16 protein-coding genes and 1 pseudogene are annotated in these 19,211 nt (G+C 73.2%); 9 read left to right on the forward strand and 8 right to left on the reverse strand.

What is annotated here, in order from left to right:
* Position 1: 1 nt before the first annotated feature.
* Positions 2–1,498: a cellulose binding domain-containing protein gene (locus tag OHA89_RS05035; protein ID WP_266613142.1), complete on the forward strand. Its 1,497-nt coding sequence runs from the start codon at positions 2–4 to the stop codon at positions 1,496–1,498.
* Positions 1,499–1,509: 11 nt separating this feature from the next.
* Here the strand turns inward: OHA89_RS05035 and OHA89_RS05040 are convergent, their stop codons facing one another.
* Complete coding sequence (locus OHA89_RS05040) at positions 1,510–2,157, reverse strand: hypothetical protein (protein ID WP_266613144.1); 648 nt, start codon at positions 2,155–2,157, stop codon at positions 1,510–1,512.
* Positions 2,158–2,480: 323 nt separating this feature from the next.
* Between OHA89_RS05040 and OHA89_RS05045 the strand changes: the two are divergent.
* Positions 2,481–2,594 (forward strand): annotated as a pseudogene (locus OHA89_RS05045) (ATP-binding protein); the annotation flags it as partial.
* A 56-nt stretch (positions 2,595–2,650) separates the two neighbouring features.
* On the opposite strand, the gene OHA89_RS05050 reads toward OHA89_RS05045, so the two are convergent.
* A complete protein-coding gene (locus tag OHA89_RS05050; protein WP_406365406.1) occupies positions 2,651–4,729 on the reverse strand; it encodes a SpoIIE family protein phosphatase in 2,079 nt (692 codons plus the stop codon).
* A gap of 155 nt (positions 4,730–4,884) precedes the next feature.
* Between OHA89_RS05050 and OHA89_RS05055 the strand changes: the two genes are divergently transcribed.
* Together OHA89_RS05055 and OHA89_RS05060 are read left to right on the forward strand one after the other, a co-directional pair.
* The gene (locus OHA89_RS05055) at positions 4,885–6,093 is read left to right on the forward strand and encodes a serine hydrolase (RefSeq protein ID WP_266613149.1); all 1,209 of its coding nucleotides are present in this window, start codon (positions 4,885–4,887) and stop codon (positions 6,091–6,093) included.
* A gap of 102 nt (positions 6,094–6,195) precedes the next feature.
* Positions 6,196–7,845 (forward strand): AMP-binding protein, encoded by a 1,650-nt coding sequence (locus OHA89_RS05060; RefSeq protein ID WP_406368393.1) that lies wholly within the window; start codon positions 6,196–6,198, stop codon positions 7,843–7,845.
* Between the two features lie 25 nt (positions 7,846–7,870).
* Here OHA89_RS05060 and OHA89_RS05065 read toward each other — a convergent pair whose 3' ends face one another.
* Positions 7,871–8,509, reverse strand: coding sequence for a DUF305 domain-containing protein (locus OHA89_RS05065; RefSeq protein WP_266613150.1), 639 nt, complete (start codon positions 8,507–8,509; stop codon positions 7,871–7,873).
* Between the two features lie 74 nt (positions 8,510–8,583).
* Positions 8,584–8,979 carry a DUF6153 family protein gene (locus tag OHA89_RS05070; RefSeq protein WP_406365407.1) on the reverse strand — a complete coding sequence of 132 codons (396 nt, stop codon included), beginning with the start codon at positions 8,977–8,979 and terminating at the stop codon, positions 8,584–8,586.
* Between the two features lie 173 nt (positions 8,980–9,152).
* Here OHA89_RS05070 and OHA89_RS05075 point away from each other — a divergent pair, with 173 nt between their 5' ends.
* From OHA89_RS05075 to OHA89_RS05095, 5 genes are all read left to right on the forward strand, one after another.
* Entirely contained in the window at positions 9,153–9,548 is a 396-nt protein-coding gene (locus OHA89_RS05075) for a hypothetical protein (RefSeq protein WP_266613151.1), read from the forward strand.
* Between the two features lie 57 nt (positions 9,549–9,605).
* Positions 9,606–10,709 (forward strand): PLP-dependent cysteine synthase family protein, encoded by a 1,104-nt coding sequence (locus OHA89_RS05080; RefSeq protein ID WP_266613152.1) that lies wholly within the window; start codon positions 9,606–9,608, stop codon positions 10,707–10,709.
* Complete coding sequence (locus tag OHA89_RS05085) at positions 10,706–12,010, forward strand: MFS transporter (RefSeq protein ID WP_266613154.1); 1,305 nt, start codon at positions 10,706–10,708, stop codon at positions 12,008–12,010. The genes OHA89_RS05080 and OHA89_RS05085 overlap by 4 nt, the downstream gene beginning before the upstream one ends.
* A gap of 232 nt (positions 12,011–12,242) precedes the next feature.
* Positions 12,243–12,986, forward strand: coding sequence for a carbonic anhydrase (locus OHA89_RS05090; protein ID WP_406365408.1), 744 nt, complete (start codon positions 12,243–12,245; stop codon positions 12,984–12,986).
* 76 nt (positions 12,987–13,062) lie between these two features.
* Complete coding sequence (locus OHA89_RS05095) at positions 13,063–13,854, forward strand: hypothetical protein (RefSeq protein WP_266942133.1); 792 nt, start codon at positions 13,063–13,065, stop codon at positions 13,852–13,854.
* Between the two features lie 67 nt (positions 13,855–13,921).
* On the opposite strand, the gene OHA89_RS05100 is transcribed toward OHA89_RS05095, so the two are convergent.
* From OHA89_RS05100 to OHA89_RS05115, 4 genes are read right to left on the reverse strand one after another with little or no spacing between them, the layout of a single operon-like run.
* The gene (locus OHA89_RS05100; RefSeq protein ID WP_266613157.1) at positions 13,922–15,262 is read right to left on the reverse strand and encodes a lysine N(6)-hydroxylase/L-ornithine N(5)-oxygenase family protein; all 1,341 of its coding nucleotides are present in this window, start codon (positions 15,260–15,262) and stop codon (positions 13,922–13,924) included.
* The gene (locus OHA89_RS05105) at positions 15,259–15,864 is read right to left on the reverse strand and encodes a GNAT family N-acetyltransferase (RefSeq protein WP_266613159.1); all 606 of its coding nucleotides are present in this window, start codon (positions 15,862–15,864) and stop codon (positions 15,259–15,261) included. The genes OHA89_RS05100 and OHA89_RS05105 overlap by 4 nt, the downstream gene beginning before the upstream one ends.
* Positions 15,861–17,681, reverse strand: coding sequence for an IucA/IucC family protein (locus OHA89_RS05110; RefSeq protein ID WP_406365409.1), 1,821 nt, complete (start codon positions 17,679–17,681; stop codon positions 15,861–15,863). The genes OHA89_RS05105 and OHA89_RS05110 overlap by 4 nt, the downstream gene beginning before the upstream one ends.
* The gene (locus OHA89_RS05115; protein ID WP_406365410.1) at positions 17,678–19,204 is read right to left on the reverse strand and encodes a pyridoxal phosphate-dependent decarboxylase family protein; all 1,527 of its coding nucleotides are present in this window, start codon (positions 19,202–19,204) and stop codon (positions 17,678–17,680) included. Before OHA89_RS05115 ends, OHA89_RS05110 begins: the two co-directional genes overlap by 4 nt.
* Positions 19,205–19,211: the final 7 nt, after the last annotated feature.

Below are 19,211 nucleotides of genomic sequence, written 5' to 3' on the forward strand. Positions count from 1 at the left end.
GATGAGCAGGACAGTCGGGCACCGGCGCAGGACGAGCCGTACGGCGAAGGTCACGGGCGCGATCGTGGCGGCGGCGGTGATCGGTGGGGCGGCCTTCGCGTTCACCGGGACCGCGCAGGCCAGCTCCGTCGGAGCCGTGTACACGAAGTCCAGTTCCTGGAGCGGTGGTTACACCGGCCAGTACGTCATCACGAACCCCACCGGACAGAGTCAGTCGGACTGGACGCTCCAGTTCGACCTGCCGGCGGGCGTACGGATCGACTCCCTGTGGAACGGGGTCCACACGGTCGACGGGCAGCACGTGACGGTGAAGCCCTCGAGCTGGAACCGGCAGCTGGCCGCGGGGGCCTCGGTCACCGTCGGCTTCGTGACGAGCGGTTCGGGCACCCCGGGCGACCCGACCGGGTGCCGCATCAACGGGCTGAAGTGCTCGGTGGACCAGGGCGCGACGGCTGGCCCGAGCGGACGCCCCACGGTCCGTCCCACCTCCGCGCCGACCGCGGCGCCCACGTCCACGGCCACGGCCACCGCCGCCCCGACCGCGACCTCCGCCCAGCCGACCCGGACCACGTCGCCCGCCCCCACCGCGACCGCCCCGGCCACCCCCGGCGCGCGGTTCGCCCCGTACGTGGACACCTCGCTGTACCCCGCGTACGACCTGGTCGACACCGCGGACAAGACCGGCGTGAAGGAGTTCCACCTCGCCTTCATCACCTCGGGCGGCGGCTGCGCGCCGCTGTGGGGCGGCGTCACGGACCTCGCGAGCGACAAGGTCGCCGCCCAGATCGGTGCCCTGCGGGCCAAGGGCGGCGACGTCCGGGTGTCGTTCGGCGGGGCCGCCGGGCACGAACTGGCCCTGAACTGCGCCACCGTCGACGATCTGGCCGCCGCCTACGGGAAGGTCATCGACCAGTACCGGCTCACCAAGGTCGACTTCGACATCGAGGGCGCGGCCCTGCCGGACACCTCGGCCAACGCGCGGCGCGCCCAGGCCGTCGCCCGGCTGCAGAAGTCGCACCCGGGCCTGGACGTGGCGTTCACCCTGCCCGTGATGCCCGAGGGGCTGACCCAGCCGGGCGTGGCGCTGCTGGCCGACGCGAAGAAGAACGGCGTGCGGATCGACGCCGTCAACATCATGGCGATGGACTACGGGCCCGCGTACAGCGGGGACATGGGGCAGTACGCCATCCAGGCCGCGACGGCCACCCAGGCACAGCTCAAGGGTGTGCTCGGGCTCTCCGACGCGGCGGCGTGGAAGGCCGTCGCCGTCACGCCGATGATCGGCGTGAACGATGTCGCCAGCGAGATCTTCACCGTCGCCGACGCCACGCAGCTCGTGGACTTCGCGGCGGCGAAGGGGATCGGCCGGCTGGCCATGTGGTCCTCGACGCGCGACAAGCAGTGCGCGGCCGGAGCCGTCAACTACGCCGATGCCACGTGCAGTTCGATACTCCAGCAGCCGCTGGCCTTCACCAAGGCGTTCGCGGCGCTGAAGTAGCCGTAAGGGCGCTACGCGAGGACGCCCGCGCGCGCGGCGAGGGTGAGTGCCACCTCGAGTCGCGGCGCGGGCTCCTCCACGGCTCGGGCCGGTGCCAGCAGCGCCGCCACGGCGGCCTCGTCGGCCTTGCGTTCCCGGGCCGTCTCCACGAACCGCTCGACGGCCTCGGTCAGGATCCGCCGCCGCTCGTACGGGACGTCGCGCGACTCCACGGCCAGTTCGAGGAACTCCTCGTGCGAGCCGGCCCAGGGCGCGGCGCCGTCCAGGCCGTCCTCCTGCATCTCGTCCGGGTACGGGATCCGGTGCCACGCGCCGTCCTCCCACCAGTAGACGAAGCCGAAGAGGTTGCCGGCGGCGTCCTCGCGCAGGAGGTCCCACGGCAGCCAGGCGGGGCCGCCCGCGAGGAAGTCGATCTGCCGGCCGCCGACGTGGGTGTGGCTGCCGTCCGGGTCCTGGCCGCAGAAGACCGCGCGCGTCCCGTCGAGCACGGTCAGGCGCCACCAGCCGCCCGCGCCGGTGGAGTGGCACCACACGCCGTCGTCGTCGACGGCGAAGTCGGTCCGGACGGAACAGGCCGCGTCGAGCACGGCCAGGGTCACCGCCCTGGCCCAGAGCAGCTCGGGGCGGTCCAGGTCTTCGGGCAGGCTCGGCTGGTGCATCGTGTGGGTCCCCTCCCGTACGGCCGGGCTGTATGCCGGTCCTGTGGCCCGGTCCTGCGTGCCGGTCCTGTGAGCCGGACAAGCCTCGCACGGGCCGGTCTCCCCCATCGGTCCCGGCCCCGGCTTCCGTCCCGGCTTCCGTCTCGTCCTCCCACTCGGCCGAATTGCCGATGTTCCCGGGGGCACGGAGCCGGGAGTCTGGAACGTAGGCATTCGCCCTGCTTTCTCCCACTTCCTCCGCGGACAGGAGCTGCCCCGTGCTCGTCCTCGACTCCTCTCGTACCGACGACACCGCGCTCGCGCGGCGTGCCGCCGTGCGTTTCGTGCGGGCCAGGTGCCCCTGGGCCGACGTGCACGACGTCCTGCTCGTCGCCAGCGAGCTCCTGGGCAACGCCGTCCGCCACACGGACGACGGCGGCTGGCTGCTGCGCATCGCCTGCCGGCGGCCGGAGGAGCTGGTGGTCGAGGTCTACGACAGCAGCAGCGCCCGCCCTCAGCGCCGGGGCACGCGGCTGACCTGGGCCAGGACCAGGACCGTGTCGTCGGCCGGGACGCTGGGCAGCAGGTTCGCGAGGATGCGGTCGGCCGCCTCCTCCATGGTGCCCCGCGCCTGCCGCAGCTGGTCACGCAGCGCCTCCATGCCCGCTTCGATGTCCCGCCCCCTGGTCTCGATGAGGCCGTCGGTGTACAGGGCCAGGGTGGCCCCGTCCAGAAGGTCCAGCTCCGTCGTCTGGTACGGGAACCCGCCCACGCCCAGCGGCACCCCGGGGGCCTGCGCCACCGTGTCGACAGTGCCGTCCGGGAGGCGTACCAGGAGCGGCGGATGGCCCGCGTTGGCCATGCGGGCGCGCCCGGTCGCGGGGTCGTAGACGAGGTAGAGGCAGGTGGCCAGTTCGATCCCGGCCTCCCGGGCGCAGGCGTCGAGTTCGGCGAGCAGCTCGCCGGGGTCCGCGTGGTGCCGGGCCAGTGCCTTGGCGGTGATGCGCAGCCTGCCCATGGCCGCGGCCGCCTTCACCCCGTGCCCCATCACGTCGCCGACGACGAGGGCCACCCGGTCGCCGGGCAGGCTGATCACGTCGTACCAGTCGCCGCCCACCTCGGTGACGTGGCCGGCGGGCAGGTAGCGGTGGGCGACGCGCACGTACGGGCCGGCGCCCGTGGCGCTGGGGAGCAGGGCCCGCTGGAGGGTGAGCGCGATCTCCCGGACCCGGTCGTAGAGGCGCGCGTTGTCCAGGCAGAGCGCGGCGCGGGAGGCCAGCTCCCCGGCCAGCCCGAGGTCCTCCTCGGAGAAGGCCGGGCGGTTCGCGGCCCTGCCGAACATGGTGATGCCCTGGACGGTTCCCCTGGCGATGAGCGGGGCGATCAGGATGTCCGCCAGCCCGCTGGCGAGCAGCAGCCGGGCGCGCTCCTGGTGGATGACGGTGCGGGTCGCGAACTCCTCGTTGACGGGGACGCACACGGGACGTCCCGTGCTCAGCGTGGCGTGGATGCTGGAGCCCGGCGGGTAGGTGATGTGCTCCAGCCCGCTGACCAGCTCGTCCGCGGGCGGGGGCAGGATGGTCCCGGAGGCGATGCGGCGGGTGACGAGCGGCAGCTCGGGGTCGAACACCTCGGGATCGTCGGGTGCGCGTTCGACGAGTTCCACGACGGCGCCGTCGCAGAATTCGGGGACCACGGTGTCGATCAGTTCCCGTGCGGTGACGTGCAGGTCGAGGGTGGTGCCGATGCGGGCGCCGGCCCGGTCCAGCAGGGCGAGGCGCCCGCGGGCCGCCGTCGCCTCCAGGATGGCGTGTTCCCGGTCGGTCACGTCCACCAGGAGCCCGCCCACCCCGGGGCGGGTGTCGCCGGCCTGGCTGAGCGCGAAGAGGCTCACGGACCGCACCTGGTCGCGGTCGGGACGGCCCGCCGTGCGCAGGCCCACGAGGGCGCCGACCACGGGGCGTCCTTCCGCGGCCACGGCCCGTAGCGTGCGCTCGTACTCGCCCCCGTCGGAGGTGAGCATGACCTCGGTCATGCGGCGTCCGAGGTGTTCCGCGATGGGCATGCCGTCCATGTCGGCCAGTGCCTGGTTGAGGTGGACGTACCGCAGCTCCTCGTCGAGCATGACCAGGCCGATGGGGCAGGTCTCGAAGAGGGCGTCGAGGAACGCCAGGTTCGTCTTGACCCGGTCGAGGTCCTCGCCCCTGCTGGCCAGGCCCATGACCACGGAGCTGCCGCCGGGGCCGGTGACGGGGAAGACCCGGAACCCGCAGTCGAAGACCGTCCCGTCGCGGTGCGCGGCGGGCATGCGGACCCGCCAGTAACCCAGGGTCCGGCCGCGCTCCGCCAGCTGCGCGGCCGCGCCGGGGCGGCCCGGGGGCGGGGCGGGGAACAGGACGTCGGCCGATCCGGAGAGCACTGCTTCGGCCGGGTGTCCGAAGAGGGTCTGGGCGCCCGGTCCCCAGTAGCGGATGCGGCCCTCGTCGTCGAGACCGAACACCGCCACGGCAACGTGCTCCAGCAGCGTGCCGGGCTCCGACCTCAGGAGGCCAGGGGACTGCTCGCGCGCGCCCCCCGACGGATCCGTCGGCACCAGACGCCCCCTTTCGGGCTTCCCGGCTTCCCGGCTTTCCCGTCAATTCTGCCCCTTCCCCGTCCCTCGGACCCACTTGCGCCAGTTGAGCGCTCGGGTGCGCGAGCCGACGGCCGCGCGTCCGCCATCCGCTGCCGACCGACTCGAGGAACGACATGCTCCTGCCCCTGAACCGACGGCTGGCCCTGGGCGCCGCCCTGCTGGCCGTGCTGGCCGGCGTGGCGCCGGCCACCGCCGCCCACGCCTCCGAGGCGCCCGCCGATCTCCAGGCCCTGGTGCAGGCCCTGCGCCAGACGACCGAAGCCGGGGCGCCCGGGGCGATGGCCCGGATCACCGGCCCCGACGGCGTCCGGTCCAGGGCGGTGGGCGTGCGCGACAGGACCACGGGCGCCGCCATGGACGCCCGCTCCCGCTTCCGCATCGGCAGCGTCACGAAGACGTTCTCCGCCGTGGTGCTGCTGCAGCTCGTGTCCGAGAAGAAGATCCGGCTGGACGCCCCGGTCAACCAGTACCTGCCCGGTCTGCTGCCCGACGACCGGATCACCGTGCGCCATCTGCTGAGCCACCGCAGTGGGCTGGCCGACTACACGGACGCCATGTTCGCCCGGACCGTTCCCGGTTTCGAGGCCGTGCGCACGAGGGTGTTCGGCTACCGGGAGCTCGTCGGCCTCTCGCTGAAGGAGCCGAGGACGACCGAACCGGGCGCGGCGTACGCGTACTCGAACACCAACTTCGTCGTCGTCGGCATGCTCATCGAGAAGGTCACCGGGCACCGGGTGGGCGAGGAGTACGAACGCCGCGTCATCAGGCCGCTGCACCTGCGGAACACCTCGTACGTGCACCCCGGCACCCGGATCGAGGGGCGGCACGCACGCGGCTACCTCCACCCGGACGAGGCGGGCGCGCCGCTGGTCGACTCCACCGAGCAGACCGTGTCCTGGGCGCAGTCCGCCGGGGCGGTGATCTCCGACCCGGCCGATCTGAACACCTTCACCTCCGCGCTGCTCGGCGGCAGGCTGCTGCCCGCGCCGATGCTGGACGCCATGCTGGAGATGACCCCGACCGACGCCGCCCGCACCCGCTTCTACGGGCTGGGCCTGCGCCGGTACGACCTGACGTGCGGTACGTCTGTGTACGGCCACACGGGGACCGTGCAGGGCTTCTACACCTACGCGTTCGCCACCCGTGACGGCCGCCGCAGCCTGACCGCGATGGCGAACACCTCGAACCGGGGCGCCGCGAACACGGCCCTGGGCGGGACCCTGGAAGCCGCCTTCTGCGGCAAGCGGGCCGCGTCGGCCTCCGCGCGCGGCTTCGCCGTCGCCCCGGCCGAGGTGGATCTGCCGGAGCACCACGCGCGCTGAGCGCCCTCCCCGGCGCCCCGTCCGGGGGGTAGCCCCCGGACGGGGCGCCGGGGATCATGAGGGAACGCCTGCCCACCGGGCCTCGCGCCCGGCCATCGAGCCCTGGAGATACGTGTGTCCTCCGCGTCGAGTTATGCGTCCGGTGTCTGCGACGTGCCGCTGCTGGGCGACACCATCGGCGAGAACCTGGACCGCACCGTGCGGCGGTTCCCCGGGCACGACGCCCTGATCGACCGGGCCACCGGGCGCCGTTGGACGTACGCGGAGCTGGCGGCCGATGTCGACACCCTCGCGCTCGGCCTGCTCGGCCTCGGCATCGTCAAGGGTGACCGGGTCGGTATCTGGGCACCGAACCGCGCCGAGTGGACGCTGGTGCAGTACGCCACCGCCAGGATCGGGGCGGTGCTCGTCACCGTGAACCCCGCCTACCGCTCGCACGAACTGGAGTACGTCCTGCGGCAGTCCGGGATCCGGCTGCTGGTCGCGGCGGACCGGTTCAAGGGCTCCGACTACGCGGGCATGATCGCGGAGGTCCGGCCGCGCTGTCCGGAGCTGGAGTTCACCGTCCTGCTGGAGGGGCCCCTGTGGACGGCCCTGCTGGAGCGCGGACGGCAGGGCGACCGGGCCGACCTGGCCCGGGCGCAGGCCGCGCTCAGTCCGGACGACCCCATCAACATCCAGTACACCTCGGGGACCACGGGCTTCCCCAAGGGGGCGACCCTCTCGCACCACAACATCCTCAACAACGCCTTCTTCGTCGGCGAGTTGTGTCATTACACCGAACGGGACCGGGTCTGCATCCCGGTGCCCTTCTACCACTGCTTCGGCATGGTGATGGGCAACCTGGCGTGCACCAGCCACGGTGCGGCCATGGTGATCCCCGCGCCCTCGTTCGACCCGGCGGCCACCCTGGCCGCGGTCGAGGCGGAATCGTGCACCTCGCTCTACGGGGTCCCCACCATGTTCATCGCCGAGCTGGCGGACCCCGGGTTCGAGGGCTACGACCTGTCCAGCCTGCGGACGGGAATCATGGCGGGCTCGCCCTGCCCGGTCGAGGTGATGAAGGAGGTCATCGACCGGATGGGCATGGCCGAGGTGTCCATCTGCTACGGGATGACGGAGACCTCGCCGGTGTCGACGCAGACCCGCGCGGACGATTCCGTCGAGCGCCGGGTGTCGACCGTGGGCCGGGTCGGCCCGCACCTGGAGGTGAAGGTGGTCGATCCGCAGTCCGGCCGTACGGTGCCCCGCGGAGAGCCGGGCGAGCTGTGCACCCGCGGCTACTCGGTGATGCTCGGCTACTGGGGCGAGCCGGAGCGGACCGCCGAGGCCGTCGACTCGGCGCGCTGGATGCACACGGGCGACCTGGCGGTCATGGACGACGAGGGCTATCTGAGCATCACCGGCCGCATCAAGGACATGGTGATCCGCGGCGGGGAGAACCTCTACCCGCGCGAGATCGAGGAGTTCCTCCACACCCACCCGGACGTCCTGGACGTCCAGGTCATCGGCGTACCCGACCCGAAGTACGGGGAGGAGCTGATGGCGTGGGTGCGGATGCGCGAGGGAGCCGAGTCGCTGACCGCCGCGGACGTGCGCGCGTTCTGCGACGGCCGGCTCGCCCGCTTCAAGATCCCGCGGTACGTGCACGTCGTGGAGGAGTTCCCCATGACGGTCACCGGGAAGATCCGCAAGATCGAGATGCGCGAGGCGGCGGCCCGCCTGCTGGACCTTCCGTCCGACAGGCTCTGAGGGCCGCCGCGCCCGCTCCGGTGGATCAGTTCTTGCCGAGGAGCCCGTTCATCGTGGCGATCTCGGCGGTCTGGGAGCTGATGATGGCCCCGGCCATCGTCTTGGCCTCGGGGAAGACGCCGTCGGCCTGCTCCGTCTTCGCCATGGCGACGGCGCCCTCGTGGTGCTTGATCATGAGCTCCATGAAGGCGGTGTCGAACGCCTTGCCGGAGGCCTTGCCCAGCTGGTCCATCTCGTCGGCGGTCATCATCCCGCCGCCGGCGCCGTGACCGGAGTGGCCGGCGGCGCCCGCGGCGGGCACCTGCTCGCCCCACGAGGTCAGCCACCCGGACAGGGTCTTGATCTCCGGGTCCTGGGCCTTCTTGATCGCCTCGGCGAGCTGCTTCACCTCGGCCGAGCCGGCCCGGGAGGGGGCCAGGTCCGCCATCTCCACGGCCTGGCGGTGATGCGGGATCATCCCCGTGGCGAACGCTACGTCGGCGGCGTTGTGCTGCCCCTGCGCGGCGGACGACGAGGCCGACGCCGACGGGGACTGCGCGGTGTGGCCGCCGTGCCCGGCGGCGGCGCCGTCGTCCGCCGCACCGCAAGCGGCGAGGACGAACGAGGCCGCGGCGGCGGCCGCGACGGCGGTGGTACGGCGGATCGGGGAACGGTTCTTGCTCATGGTGCTACGACTCCTTGACGCGTGAGGACATGGCGGAGCGCGGCAGCCCGGGGACGGGCGCCGTGCGGGCCGCTCTAGATGCGCAGGAGTTGCAGTTCCGCCAGGTCGGGCGAGGCGCGCCCGCTCTCGGCCGGCGCCGACGCGCGGGTGGCGAACACCGCGGCCGCGGGCGTGCCCGGGAGAGCGGCCGCGAGCGCGGGCGGCGCGTAGGCGGTGGTGATCCCGGTCGCGGCGCAGGTGGCGTCCGCGTGGTGCACGTGGCCCTGGCCGTCGGCGCTGTGCGAGCAGTCCTCACCCGTCTGGTGGTGACCGGACTCGTACCCGGCGGCGGCGACCGCGTGCGCCCGTACGGGCATTCCCCCGGTCCCGAGCCCGTGCATGGCCAGTACACCGGCCAGTACGGCGAGCACCAGCAGCAGGCGGCCGGGCCCGGCGGGGCGGCGGCGCGGCGACTGCGGGGCGGGGATCATGCGGTCATCCTACGATCCCGCTCCGCCCGCGCCTCGTCGGGAGTACCCCGTCGGCGCGTCCCCGTCGGCGCCGACGGGGCGTTCCGGCCAACGGCGGCGCCGCGCGATCGGGCCTTGCGACAATGTCCGAATCAACGCCGTCGATCACGGCAAGCGGACGCTACGATCACAACATGATCACAGCCGATCCGCGTCACACCTCGCGAGTCGGACTGTTCGCCGGGATCCTGAGCGCGCTGCTCTTCGCGGTCCTGCACTGCTCCTCCCCTCTTCCCGGCGACGGGCTCCCGCCGTCCGGCACCGCCTCCGTCGGCGCGGCTGCCGCCGAGACCGCCTCTCAGCACCCTGCGCACCCGGCCCATCCGGCCCACCACATCGACTGCCTCTCCCCCGGCCTGGCCCCCCAGGCGCAGAACGAGCCCCGCCACTCGGCGGACGCGGAGCCCGCGCTCCCCCTCACCCCCGTCGCCGATCCGCCGTCGGCGGACCCGGCCGCGCCCCCCGGCGCCGCACGGATGGCCCGGACCGGCCGCTCCACGCTGACCAGCGTGTGCCGATGGCGCATCTAGACCGCTCCCGTACCGCATGAGCGACTTCCTGACGCATCATCGAACGAGAGCGGACCAATGGATTCCTCACCCACCCACGTGACACCCCCTGCCCGCACGGCCCTGTCCGGGCTGGTCGGCAACACTCCCCTACTGCGCGTGTCCGAGCCGCTGACCCCGGCGGGAAGCGGCTTCTGGGCGAAGCTGGAGGGCTTCAACCCCGGCGGCATCAAGGACCGCCCCGGCCTGCACATGGTCGAGCGGGCCCGCGCCCGGGGCGAGCTGAAGCCGGGCGCCCGGATCATCGAGTCCACCAGCGGCACCCTCGGCCTGGGACTCGCCCTGGCCGGCATGGTCTACGGACACCCGGTCACCCTGGTCACCGACCCCGGCCTGGAAGGGTCGATGAACCGGCTGCTGACCGCCTACGGAGCACGGGTCAACGTCGTCGGCGAACCGCACCCCACCGGCGGCTGGCAGCAGGCCCGCCGGGACCGCGTCACACAGCTCATGGCGCAGCACCCCGGCTCGTGGTGCCCCGACCAGTACAACAACCCCGACAACACCACCGCGTACACCCCGCTGGCCCTGGAACTGGCCGGCGAGCTGGGCCACATCGACGTCCTGGTGTGCAGCGTCGGCACCGGTGGACACTCCGCGGGGGTCTCGCGCGTCCTGCGCCGGCTCTGCCCCGGCCTCGCCCTGGTGGGCGTGGACACCGTCGGCTCCACCATCTTCGGCCAGCCCGCCCGCACCCGGCTGATGCGCGGCCTCGGTTCGAGCATCTACCCCCGCAACGTCGCCTACGACCAGTTCTCCGAGGTCCACTGGGTCGCCCCGGCGGAGGCCGTGTGGGCCTGCCGCCAACTCGCGACCTCCCACTACGCCAGCGGCGGGTGGAGCGTCGGAGCGGTCGCCCTGGTGGCCGGGTGGCTGTCCCGCACCCTGCCCAGGGACACCCGAATCGCCGCGATCTTCCCCGACGGGCCGCAGCGCTACCTAGGCACCGTGTACGACGACGACTACTGCGCGGCGCACGGCCTGCTCGACGCACCTCCGGCCCCCGAGCCCGACGTGATCGGCCGGCTCGACGAGAAGGAGGTCACGCGCTGGACCCGCTGCGCCTCCGTCGTCGACCCGCTCACGCTCGGCGAGCCCGGCGCACGGGAGGGGACGCGGTGAAGGCGACCCTCGCGCAGGTCCGTTCGTACGAGCGCAGTGTCCAGCTGCTGATGGTGAACCAGTTCACCATCAACCTCGGCTTCTACATGCTCATGCCCTACCTGGCCACGCACCTGGCCGGGCCGCTGGGCCTCGCCGGCTGGACGGTCGGGCTGATCCTCGGCGTGCGCAACTTCAGCCAGCAGGGCATGTTCCTCATCGGCGGGACGCTGGCCGACCGCCTCGGGTACAAACCGATGATCATCGCCGGGATGGTGCTGCGCGTCATCGGCTTCGCGACGCTCGGCCTGGCCGGCTCCGTACCCGCGCTCATCGCCGCCTCCGCGGCGACCGGACTGGCCGGGGCGCTGTTCAACCCGGCCACCCGGGCCTACCTGGCCGCGGACGCGGGGGAACGCCGGATCGAGGCCTTCGCCCTGTTCAACGTCTTCTACCAAGCCGGGATCCTGCTGGGCCCGCTGGTGGGCATGGTGCTGACCGGGGTCGACTTCCGACTCACCTGCCTGGTCGCGGCCGCGATCTTCGCCGTGCTCGGCGCCGTGCAGATCCGGGCGCTGCCCGCCCGCCGGGGGAACGACGCCCCGGACCGGGAGGCGGCCCCGCGCGAGGGCGTGTTCGCCCAGTGGCGCGGCATCCTGGCCAACCGCCCGTTCCTGCTCTTCTCCGGCGCCATGGTCGGTTCGTACGTGATGACCTTCCAGGTCTATCTGGCGCTCCCGCTGGAAGTCCGGCGGCTGGTCGGCGAAGGCTCCTCCGGCACGGCCGCGGTGGCCCTGCTCTTCGCCGTGTCGGGGCTGAGCACCGTCCTCTTCCAGACCCGGGTCACCGCTTGGTGCAAGGCCCGGATGGAGCCGGGGCCCGCCCTCACCCGGGGGCTGCTGGTCATGGCCGCGGCCTTCCTGCCCCTGGCGGCCGCCGCGGCGCTGCCGGTACCGGACGGCGGCATCGGGCGGTGGCTGCTGGCCGCGGTCCCTCCCGCGCTCTCCGCGTTGCTGCTGGCCCTGGGCACGATGATCGCCTACCCGTTCGAAATGGACACCATCGTCCGCCTCTCCGGCGACCGGCTGGTGGCCACGCACTACGGGCTGTACAACACGGTCTGCGGTGTCGGCATCGCGCTCGGGAACCTGCTCACCGGTGCGGCGCTGGACGCGGCCCGGGCGGCCGGAATCTCCGCTCTCCCGTGGCTGGGGCTCGCCGTCCTCGGCGTGGGCTGCGCGGCCGCCCTGCACGCGCTGCACCTCTCCGGCCGCCTCACGTCCGCCCCGCGTGGGGCACCCGCCGAAACCACGGCCGCCTGACGGCCTGACCGTCCGTCGTTCGGTCCGAGCGGCAGCACGGTGCGGGGGCGGCCACCCACTCCCGGCCGCCCCCGCACCGTGCCCGTACCCGCGCCCGCGCCCGCGCCCTTGCCCTTGCCCTTGCCCGCATCCTGAGACCGTCCCGCTCCCATCCGGCCTGCTCCCGCGCGGATCGCGCCATTGCGTCCGACGGGCCAACTCCTTTGCCCACAAGGCGGGTTACGGTCCCGCCATGAATTCGAACACGCGGAGACCAGCCGCCCTCCAGCCCAGTCGCCGCACCCTCCTGCGTTCCGCCGTGGCGGGCACGGCGGCCGCCGGGGCGGGGCTGGCCCTCGGTCCGGCGTTCCCCGCCGCCGCCGCAACGCCGGAGGCCGAGAGCACGGACCGCCCGGTCACTCCCGCACAGGCACTGCGCCGGCTGGCGGCCGGAAACGAGCGCTGGCGCAGGCAACTGCAGGAGCACCCGCACGAGTCCACCGCCCTGCGCCGCCGACTGGTCCTGGCACAGCACCCGTTCGCGATCGTGCTGGGCTGCGTGGATTCGCGGGTGCCCCCGGAGCTCGTGTTCGACCAGGGGCTGGGCGACCTCCTGACGGTCCGCTCCGCGGGCGAGGTGCTCGACGAGGCGGTGCTGGGCAGCATCGCCTACGGTGTCCTGGAACTGCACGTACCCCTGGTCCTCGTCCTGGCCCACCAGTCGTGCGGAGCCGTCGCCGCCGCGGTCCACGCCGACGAGACCGGTGAGCCGCTCCCCGCCCACATCCAGTACCTGGCCGACCAGATACGGCCGTCCATCGACCACGGCCAGCACGGCGAAGCCCGCGTCGACGCCACGGTCAACGCACACGTACGGCGGGTACGCGGCCGCCTGGCGGCCGAACCGGACCTCGCCGGCAAGGTCGCCTCCGGCGAACTGGCCGTGGTGGCGGCCCGCTACGAACTGCGCGACCAGCGGGTGCGCACCCTGTCCTAGGCCACGGTGTCGCCGGTGAACGGAACGAGCCCCTCCCCCGGAGGGGCCCTTCGGCGGTTGAAGTAGCGTTCGGTGGATGACCACTCCGCCGCCCCAGCAGCCCCCCGGCCCGTACGGGCCCCCGCAACACCAGCAGCCGTACCCGCAGCAATACCCGCAGCCTCAGCCTCAGCAGTACCCGTATCCGTACCCGGGGCAGCCGCCCTACCCGCCGCCGCGCAAGAACCGGACCGGCATGGTGATCGGGATCATCGCGGCCTCGCTGGCCGGGCTCGGCCTCATCGCCTTCGGAGTGGGCCGGCTGGGCGAGGCCAGGTCCCAGGCCGGCGGATCCGGCTTCCCCGAGGCCGAGTACCGGCTCACCGTGCCGAAGGCCCTGCTGGACGGCGAGTACGAGCTGGTCCAGGACCTGTCGCAGACCGAGGGCAAGAAGGCGCTGGACGGCGCCTACGACCCGAAGATCCGCAACCCCGAGCCGGTGGTCGCCCAGTACACCTCCGAGTCCCGGAAGGGAGTCGGCGCCCTCGTCATCTCGGGGATGTACGGCCAGTTCAAGGACCCCGCGACGGCCCGTAGGAAGATGCTGTCCGGCGCCGCGGACGCGAAGGGCGCGACCCTGGCGGTCCCCGCCCGGGAGATCACCCCCGCCGGTTCCGGGATCACCGTGTCCTGTCAGGTGCTGACCTCGGCCCAGGACGGCACCAGGACCACCGTGCCGATGTGCGCCTGGGCGGACGAGAACACGGGCGCGTCGGTCGGTGTCATCACCCCGGAGAGCGCGCAGCAGGACCCGAAGTCCGTCGACCTGGCCAAGGTCGCCGAGAGCACGCTCAAGGTGCGCGAGGAGGCCCGGCAGCCGATCCGGTGACGCCGGGCATGCGTGTGCCGCCCCGCTGAGCTGCGGGGCGGCGTACGCATGGCGGGGCCGGTCGGGGCTACGAGGTCCGGCGCGGCGCTGCGAAGCTCGTGAACGCACTCCGTTTGGGCAGCCGGTAGGCCTCGCGGCCGGTGATCGCGTTCAGGATCGTGGCGTTGCGCACCGCCCCGATGTCCAGGTTGGGCGAGGAGACGCCGTGGCTGTGGGTCTCGGCGTTGGCCACGAACACGCGGCCGGTGATCCCTTCCACGAGTTCGACGGAGTGGTCAAGGCGCACCCGGTGACGGCCTCGGCCGTCCCGCAGCAGCAGGTCCTCGATGGGTTCGAGGAACGCGGGCGGGCGGTTGCGGTAGCCGGTCGCGGCCACCACCAGGTCGGTGGTGTGCTCGAAGGTCTGACCGGTGTCGCGGTGCCGGCAGGTCAGCACCGCCCGCCCCGCGGCGTCCGTGGCGGCGGACTCCACCGTGACGCCGAACCGCAGTTCCACCTCGGCCAGTCCGTGCTCCAGCTGGCGGCGGTAGAGCAGTTCGTGGATCTCCTCGAGGGTGTCGGTGGAGATCCCCTTGTAGAACTGCCACTGCTCGCGGGTCAGCCGGTCGCGTACCTCCTCGGGCAGGGAGTGGAAGTACTGCATGTACGCCGGAGTGGTCATCTCCAGCACCATCTTGGTGTAGTCGAGCGGGGCGAACGACGCGGTGCGGGTCAGCCAGCTCACCGCGGGCCCGAACTCGACGTTCCGGCCCAGCAGGTCCGCCGTGACCTCGGCCCCGGACTGGCCCGAACCGATCACGGTGACCTTCGCGGCCCCGTCCACGTCGGACGCCCGGTAGAGGTAGTCGGCGGTGTGCAGCAGCGTCGACGGGGGCAGTCCGGCGAGGGCGTCGGGTACGTACGGCGCCGTGCCGATGCCCAGGACGAGGTTGCGGGCGTGCATCCGCAGGGGCGTGCCGTCGCCGCGTACGGCGTGCACGGTGAAGCGATCGCGCGCGGCGTCCCAGTGGACCTCCTCGACGCGGTGCGAGAAGTGCACCGAGGGGAGTTTCGCGGCCGCCCAGCGCAGGTAGTCCTCGTACTCGCGGCGGGAGGGGAAGAAGTTCTCGCGCACGGTGAAGGTGTAGAGCCGGTCCATGTCGTGGAGGTAGGTGAGGAACGACAGGGGATGACCGGGTGCGACGAGGGTGACGAGGTCGGCGAGGAAGTTCACCTGCATCGAGGCGTCGCCGAACATCATCCCGCGGTGCCAGGTGAGTTCGGGCTGCTCCTCCAGTACGACGAGGTCGAGGCCGTCCACGGTCGAGGCGAGTGCGGCGAGTCCGAGGTTGAAGGGACCGCAGCCGACGGCCACCACGTCGTGCTCGCTCACGAGTTCGCTGACGCGTTCGCTGTCGAGTCCGCTCATCGGGGGAGGTCCTCCTCGCGGCGCGGGTGGATGAGCAGGGCGGCGGTCTTGTCCGGGAAGACGACCTCCCCGACGTGCCGGAATCCGGCGGCGGCGAACGCCGTGAGGGAGGGCGCGTTGTTCACGTCCGGCTCGGCGGCCACCCGGGTGCACGCGGGGTCGGCGGCCAGCAGGCCCTCGGCGAGCGCGCGCAGCAGGGTCCGGCCCAGGCCCTTGCCGGTGCGGCTCTCCTCGCCGATGGCGATGTGCAGGCCGAGGTCGTGGGGCAGGTGCGGGTACTGGCCGGCGAGGCGGTCGCGCAGCACCCGGTAGACCTCGATGTACGCGAACGGCCGGCCGTCGAGCCCGATCAGGACGGGCAGGATGGCGTCCCCGGCGAGGTGTCCGGAGATCTCCTCGGCCCAGCGCTCGCGCGGCCATGCCTGGTGCCAGAAGGCGTCGATGTGCGGGGACTGCATCCAGCCGTGCACAAGGTCCAGGTCGGCCCCCTCGGCCCGGGCGACACGTGCCGACCAGGGTCCGCCCAGCTGCGGGAGCGGGGGGCCGGGGACGGTGGCGGCGAGCCGGGTTCCGTCGTGGTGTAACCGCTGCACCGGGCTCATGCCGCGGCCTCCTGGAGGGGGTTGGGGGCGTCGAGGTAGACGGACTGGGCGTCGAGGGGGGCGAGGACTTCGTCGATCCCGTGCAGCCGGGTGAGCAGGTTGCCCTTGCAGGGCAGGGTGTCGGCCTCCAGCCAGCGGCGGGCGAGCCGGTCTCCGTCGGGGCCGGCGGCGGCGAGGGCGGGCAGGGCGGCGCGCAGCCGGCCGGCGAGTACGGCGAGCAGGTCGCGCTCGTCCGCGAGGCCGTCGACGGCGAGCCGGCCGATGACCGACAGGGCCTGGTTGCGCAGCAGGTAGTACGAGAGCCGGTCGTCGACGAGGGTGTCGGCGACGACGGCCAGCGTGGAGGAGCCGGCGCCGAGCCGCCCGAGCAGACCGGGGAGGTGCGAAGCGGCCAGGTAGTAGCCCTGGTTGTCGCGGAAGGTGCCGCCGGTGACCCGGCCCCGCTCGTCCAGCCGGACCAGGGTGTTCTGCTGGTGGGCCTCCAGGCCGATGCCGGTGGCGGCGTACAGGTGCAGCATCGGGACGAGCACCTTGTCGGTGTAGTCGGCCGTCCACTGCTCGGCGGCTCCGGCGCCGAGGCCCGCCACCAGGTCCCCGAGCGCACTGCGGCCGAGGCCGGGGCGCGGCGCCACCAGGCCCACCAGGCAGCGCAGATCGGCGATGCCCTGCGGGACTTCGCGTACGGCGACGTCGAGGCCGGTGACCTCCGGGCCTTCCGGGCGCCCCGGTTCGTCCACCGCGAGCCAGGCGGGGTCGCGGGTGATGGCGAAGCCGGGGTGGGCCCCGAAGGTGGAGTCCGCGTACCCGGCGTCGAGGAGCCGGTTGATCTCCAGGCCGCGGCGCAGCTCCGTACGGGTGGATTCGCGGCGGGAGTTGGTCAGCCGCAGGCCGAGCGAGAGCTTCAGCATCACGTCGGCGTCCGGCCGGTACACGGTGCGCACGCTGGAGGTCGGCCACCACTCGGGGCCCAGCTCGCCGAGCGGTTCGAGGGCGCCGGAGTCGATCAGGGCGGCGATGCGCGGGCGGTGGAGCAGGTCGCGGGCCTGCCAGGGGTGCGCGGGAACCAGGACCCGGCCGTCGTGCAGTCGGCGTCCGGCGAGTTCGGCGAGGAGGGCGACGGTGTCCTGTCCGGCGAGGGACGGGGCCTTGTCCACGGCGTCGTGCGAGACCACCGACTCGTCGGCGGCGAACCAGTGCAGCCGGAAGGAGCCGCGCAGTTCGGGTGAGAAGGCGGCCGCGTCGTTGTCCGAGATGCCGTCCCGGCTCTTGGGCGCGGGATGGTTCAAGTGGCCCAGTATCAGGGCTTGTTCGGCGTCGAGGAAGCCGTCCACCTCGGGCGGCGCCGCCGGGTGGGTGCGGCGGTCGGAGATGAAGGAGGCGACGCGGCGTACGGACTCGGCGGTGCGCTCCACCAGGTCGGCGACCTCGCCCGCCGGAACGCCGCCGGGGCGGCTGCCGCCGCGTACGGCGGCCTCGGTGGAGAGCAGCGCGACGGCGGTCACGGGGTCGGCGCTCGCGCCGAGCGGACCGCCGGGTCCCTCCAGGCGGGCGGGGGCGAACCGGTGCAGGCCGGTCGGCGAGCGGTGGGTCACCTCGGTGACGAGTGCCAGCCCGGCGGTGGGGAGTTCGATCCGCAGCGGGCCGGGCGCGACGGGCGTGCCGGTCTCGAGCAGCCAGCAGCGCAACAGCGCCTCGATGTGGGCGTGTTCGGCGGAGCCCCGGGCGTCGAGGGCGTGCAGCGGGTCGGCGCCGGCGGCCTGGTCCTGGGCAGGGGCCGGGGTGGGGGTCGGGGTGGAAGCCGCGGCGGTGGTGCTCATGCGGCGCTCTCCTCTACGAGTCGTTCACAGGTGCGGCCGGCGTCGAGGACGATGTCCACGAGGCCGTCGATGTCTTCCGGTGTGGCGGTCGGGTTGAGCAGGGTGAACTTCAGGCACACCCGGGCCGGGGAACCGGCTCCGGCGGTGCGGACCTCCGTACGTCCGATGAGGGCGGCGCCTGATTCCAGGAGCCGCCTGCGCAGGGCGCCATTGAGCTCGTCGGCGGCGCTCGGATCGGCGCCCCGGTAACGGAACACCACGGTGGTCAGGGCGGCCGGCGAGACGAGTTCGAGCTCCGGTTCGGCGAGGATGCGGCGCTCGGCGTGCCGGGCCAGGCCGTGGCAGGCATCGACCATGCGGCCCATCCCGCTGCGGCCGTACGTCAGCAGGGTGGCGGCGGCCTTCACTGCGTCGGGGCGCCGGGTGGTCTGCAGGCTGCGGCCGAGCAGGCCGTCGTAGCCGGCTTCGGAGTCGTCGGCCGGGTTGAGGTAGGCGACCTCCCGGTCGAGGGCGGTGAAGGCGGTCGTGTCGGACACCAGCAGCACACTCGTGGCGGCGGGCTGCCAGCCGATCTTGTGCAGGTCGAGGGTGACGGAGTCGGCCAGTTCCAGTCCGGCGAGCCGGCCGGCCAGCCGCTCGGAGAACAGGGCGCCGAATCCGTACGCGGCGTCCACGTGCATCCAGATGCCGTGACCGGCGGCGATCTCGGCGATCTGCGGGAGCGGGTCGATGGAGCCGAAGTCCGTGGTCCCTGCGGTGGCGACGACGGCGAGCGGGGTCCGGCCGGGGCCGAGCCCGTCCAGGGCTGCGGTCAGGGCCTCCGGCCGCATCCGCCACCGCTCGTCGGTGGGCACGAGGTGGACGGCCGACTCGCCGAGTCCGAGGGCGGCGCAGGCCCGTTGCACCGAGAAGTGGGCGAGTTCCGAGCAGAAGACGACCGGTCCGGGCAGGGCGGCCACCCCGTCCTGGCGGGCGTCGACCCCGAGGCGCAGGGCCGCGGCGTCCCTGGCCAGCAGCAGGCCGAGCAGATTGGACAGCGAGCCGCCGGGGGTGAGAACGCCGTCGGCGCGCTCCCCCAGTCCCGCCAGGCGGGTCAGTACGCCGATGAGCCAGCGTTCGACGGCGATGGCCGAGGGGCCGGAATCGTATGTGTCCAGCGAGGCGTTGGTCATGCTCGCGAGGGTGTCCGCGGCGACGGCGACCGCCAGCGGTGGCGGCTGGAGGTGGGCGGCGGCCCGGGGGTGGGACAGGTCGATGCCGTGTTCGACCAGGAGGCTGGCGAGGAGCTGGAGCGCGGCCTTGGCGCCGAGCCCCTCCGCGGGGAGCAGGGCCGGTCCCAGTGCCTGGGCGGCCGACGCGAGGACGGCGGAGGGGGCGCCGACCGGTAACGGTCCCGCCGGGCGGCGGGCGTTCAGCGCGGCGTCGATCGCCTCGCCCAGGGCGGCGTAGACCTCGGTGAGTCCCTCGCGGGAGCCCGCCAGCAGGGACGGCGGGAACAGTGGTGCCTCGGTGAGCGGTATCACGCCCTGG

Source organism: Streptomyces sp. NBC_01546 (assembly GCF_045208355.1).
Taxonomy (GTDB): Bacteria; Actinomycetota; Actinomycetes; order Streptomycetales; family Streptomycetaceae; genus Streptomyces.

Coding starts and splice junctions, on each gene's coding strand:
- OHA89_RS05035 (WP_266613142.1), top strand. CDS start 2: ATGAGCAGGACAGTCGGGCACCGGCGCAGGACGAGCCGTACGGCGAAG.
- OHA89_RS05040 (WP_266613144.1), bottom strand. CDS start 2,157: ATGCACCAGCCGAGCCTGCCCGAAGACCTGGACCGCCCCGAGCTGCTC.
- OHA89_RS05055 (WP_266613149.1), top strand. CDS start 4,885: ATGCTCCTGCCCCTGAACCGACGGCTGGCCCTGGGCGCCGCCCTGCTG.
- OHA89_RS05065 (WP_266613150.1), bottom strand. CDS start 8,509: ATGAGCAAGAACCGTTCCCCGATCCGCCGTACCACCGCCGTCGCGGCC.
- OHA89_RS05070 (WP_406365407.1), bottom strand. CDS start 8,979: ATGATCCCCGCCCCGCAGTCGCCGCGCCGCCGCCCCGCCGGGCCCGGC.
- OHA89_RS05075 (WP_266613151.1), top strand. CDS start 9,153: ATGATCACAGCCGATCCGCGTCACACCTCGCGAGTCGGACTGTTCGCC.
- OHA89_RS05080 (WP_266613152.1), top strand. CDS start 9,606: ATGGATTCCTCACCCACCCACGTGACACCCCCTGCCCGCACGGCCCTG.
- OHA89_RS05090 (WP_406365408.1), top strand. CDS start 12,243: ATGAATTCGAACACGCGGAGACCAGCCGCCCTCCAGCCCAGTCGCCGC.
- OHA89_RS05095 (WP_266942133.1), top strand. CDS start 13,063: ATGACCACTCCGCCGCCCCAGCAGCCCCCCGGCCCGTACGGGCCCCCG.
- OHA89_RS05100 (WP_266613157.1), bottom strand. CDS start 15,262: ATGAGCGGACTCGACAGCGAACGCGTCAGCGAACTCGTGAGCGAGCAC.
- OHA89_RS05105 (WP_266613159.1), bottom strand. CDS start 15,864: ATGAGCCCGGTGCAGCGGTTACACCACGACGGAACCCGGCTCGCCGCC.
- OHA89_RS05110 (WP_406365409.1), bottom strand. CDS start 17,681: ATGAGCACCACCGCCGCGGCTTCCACCCCGACCCCCACCCCGGCCCCT.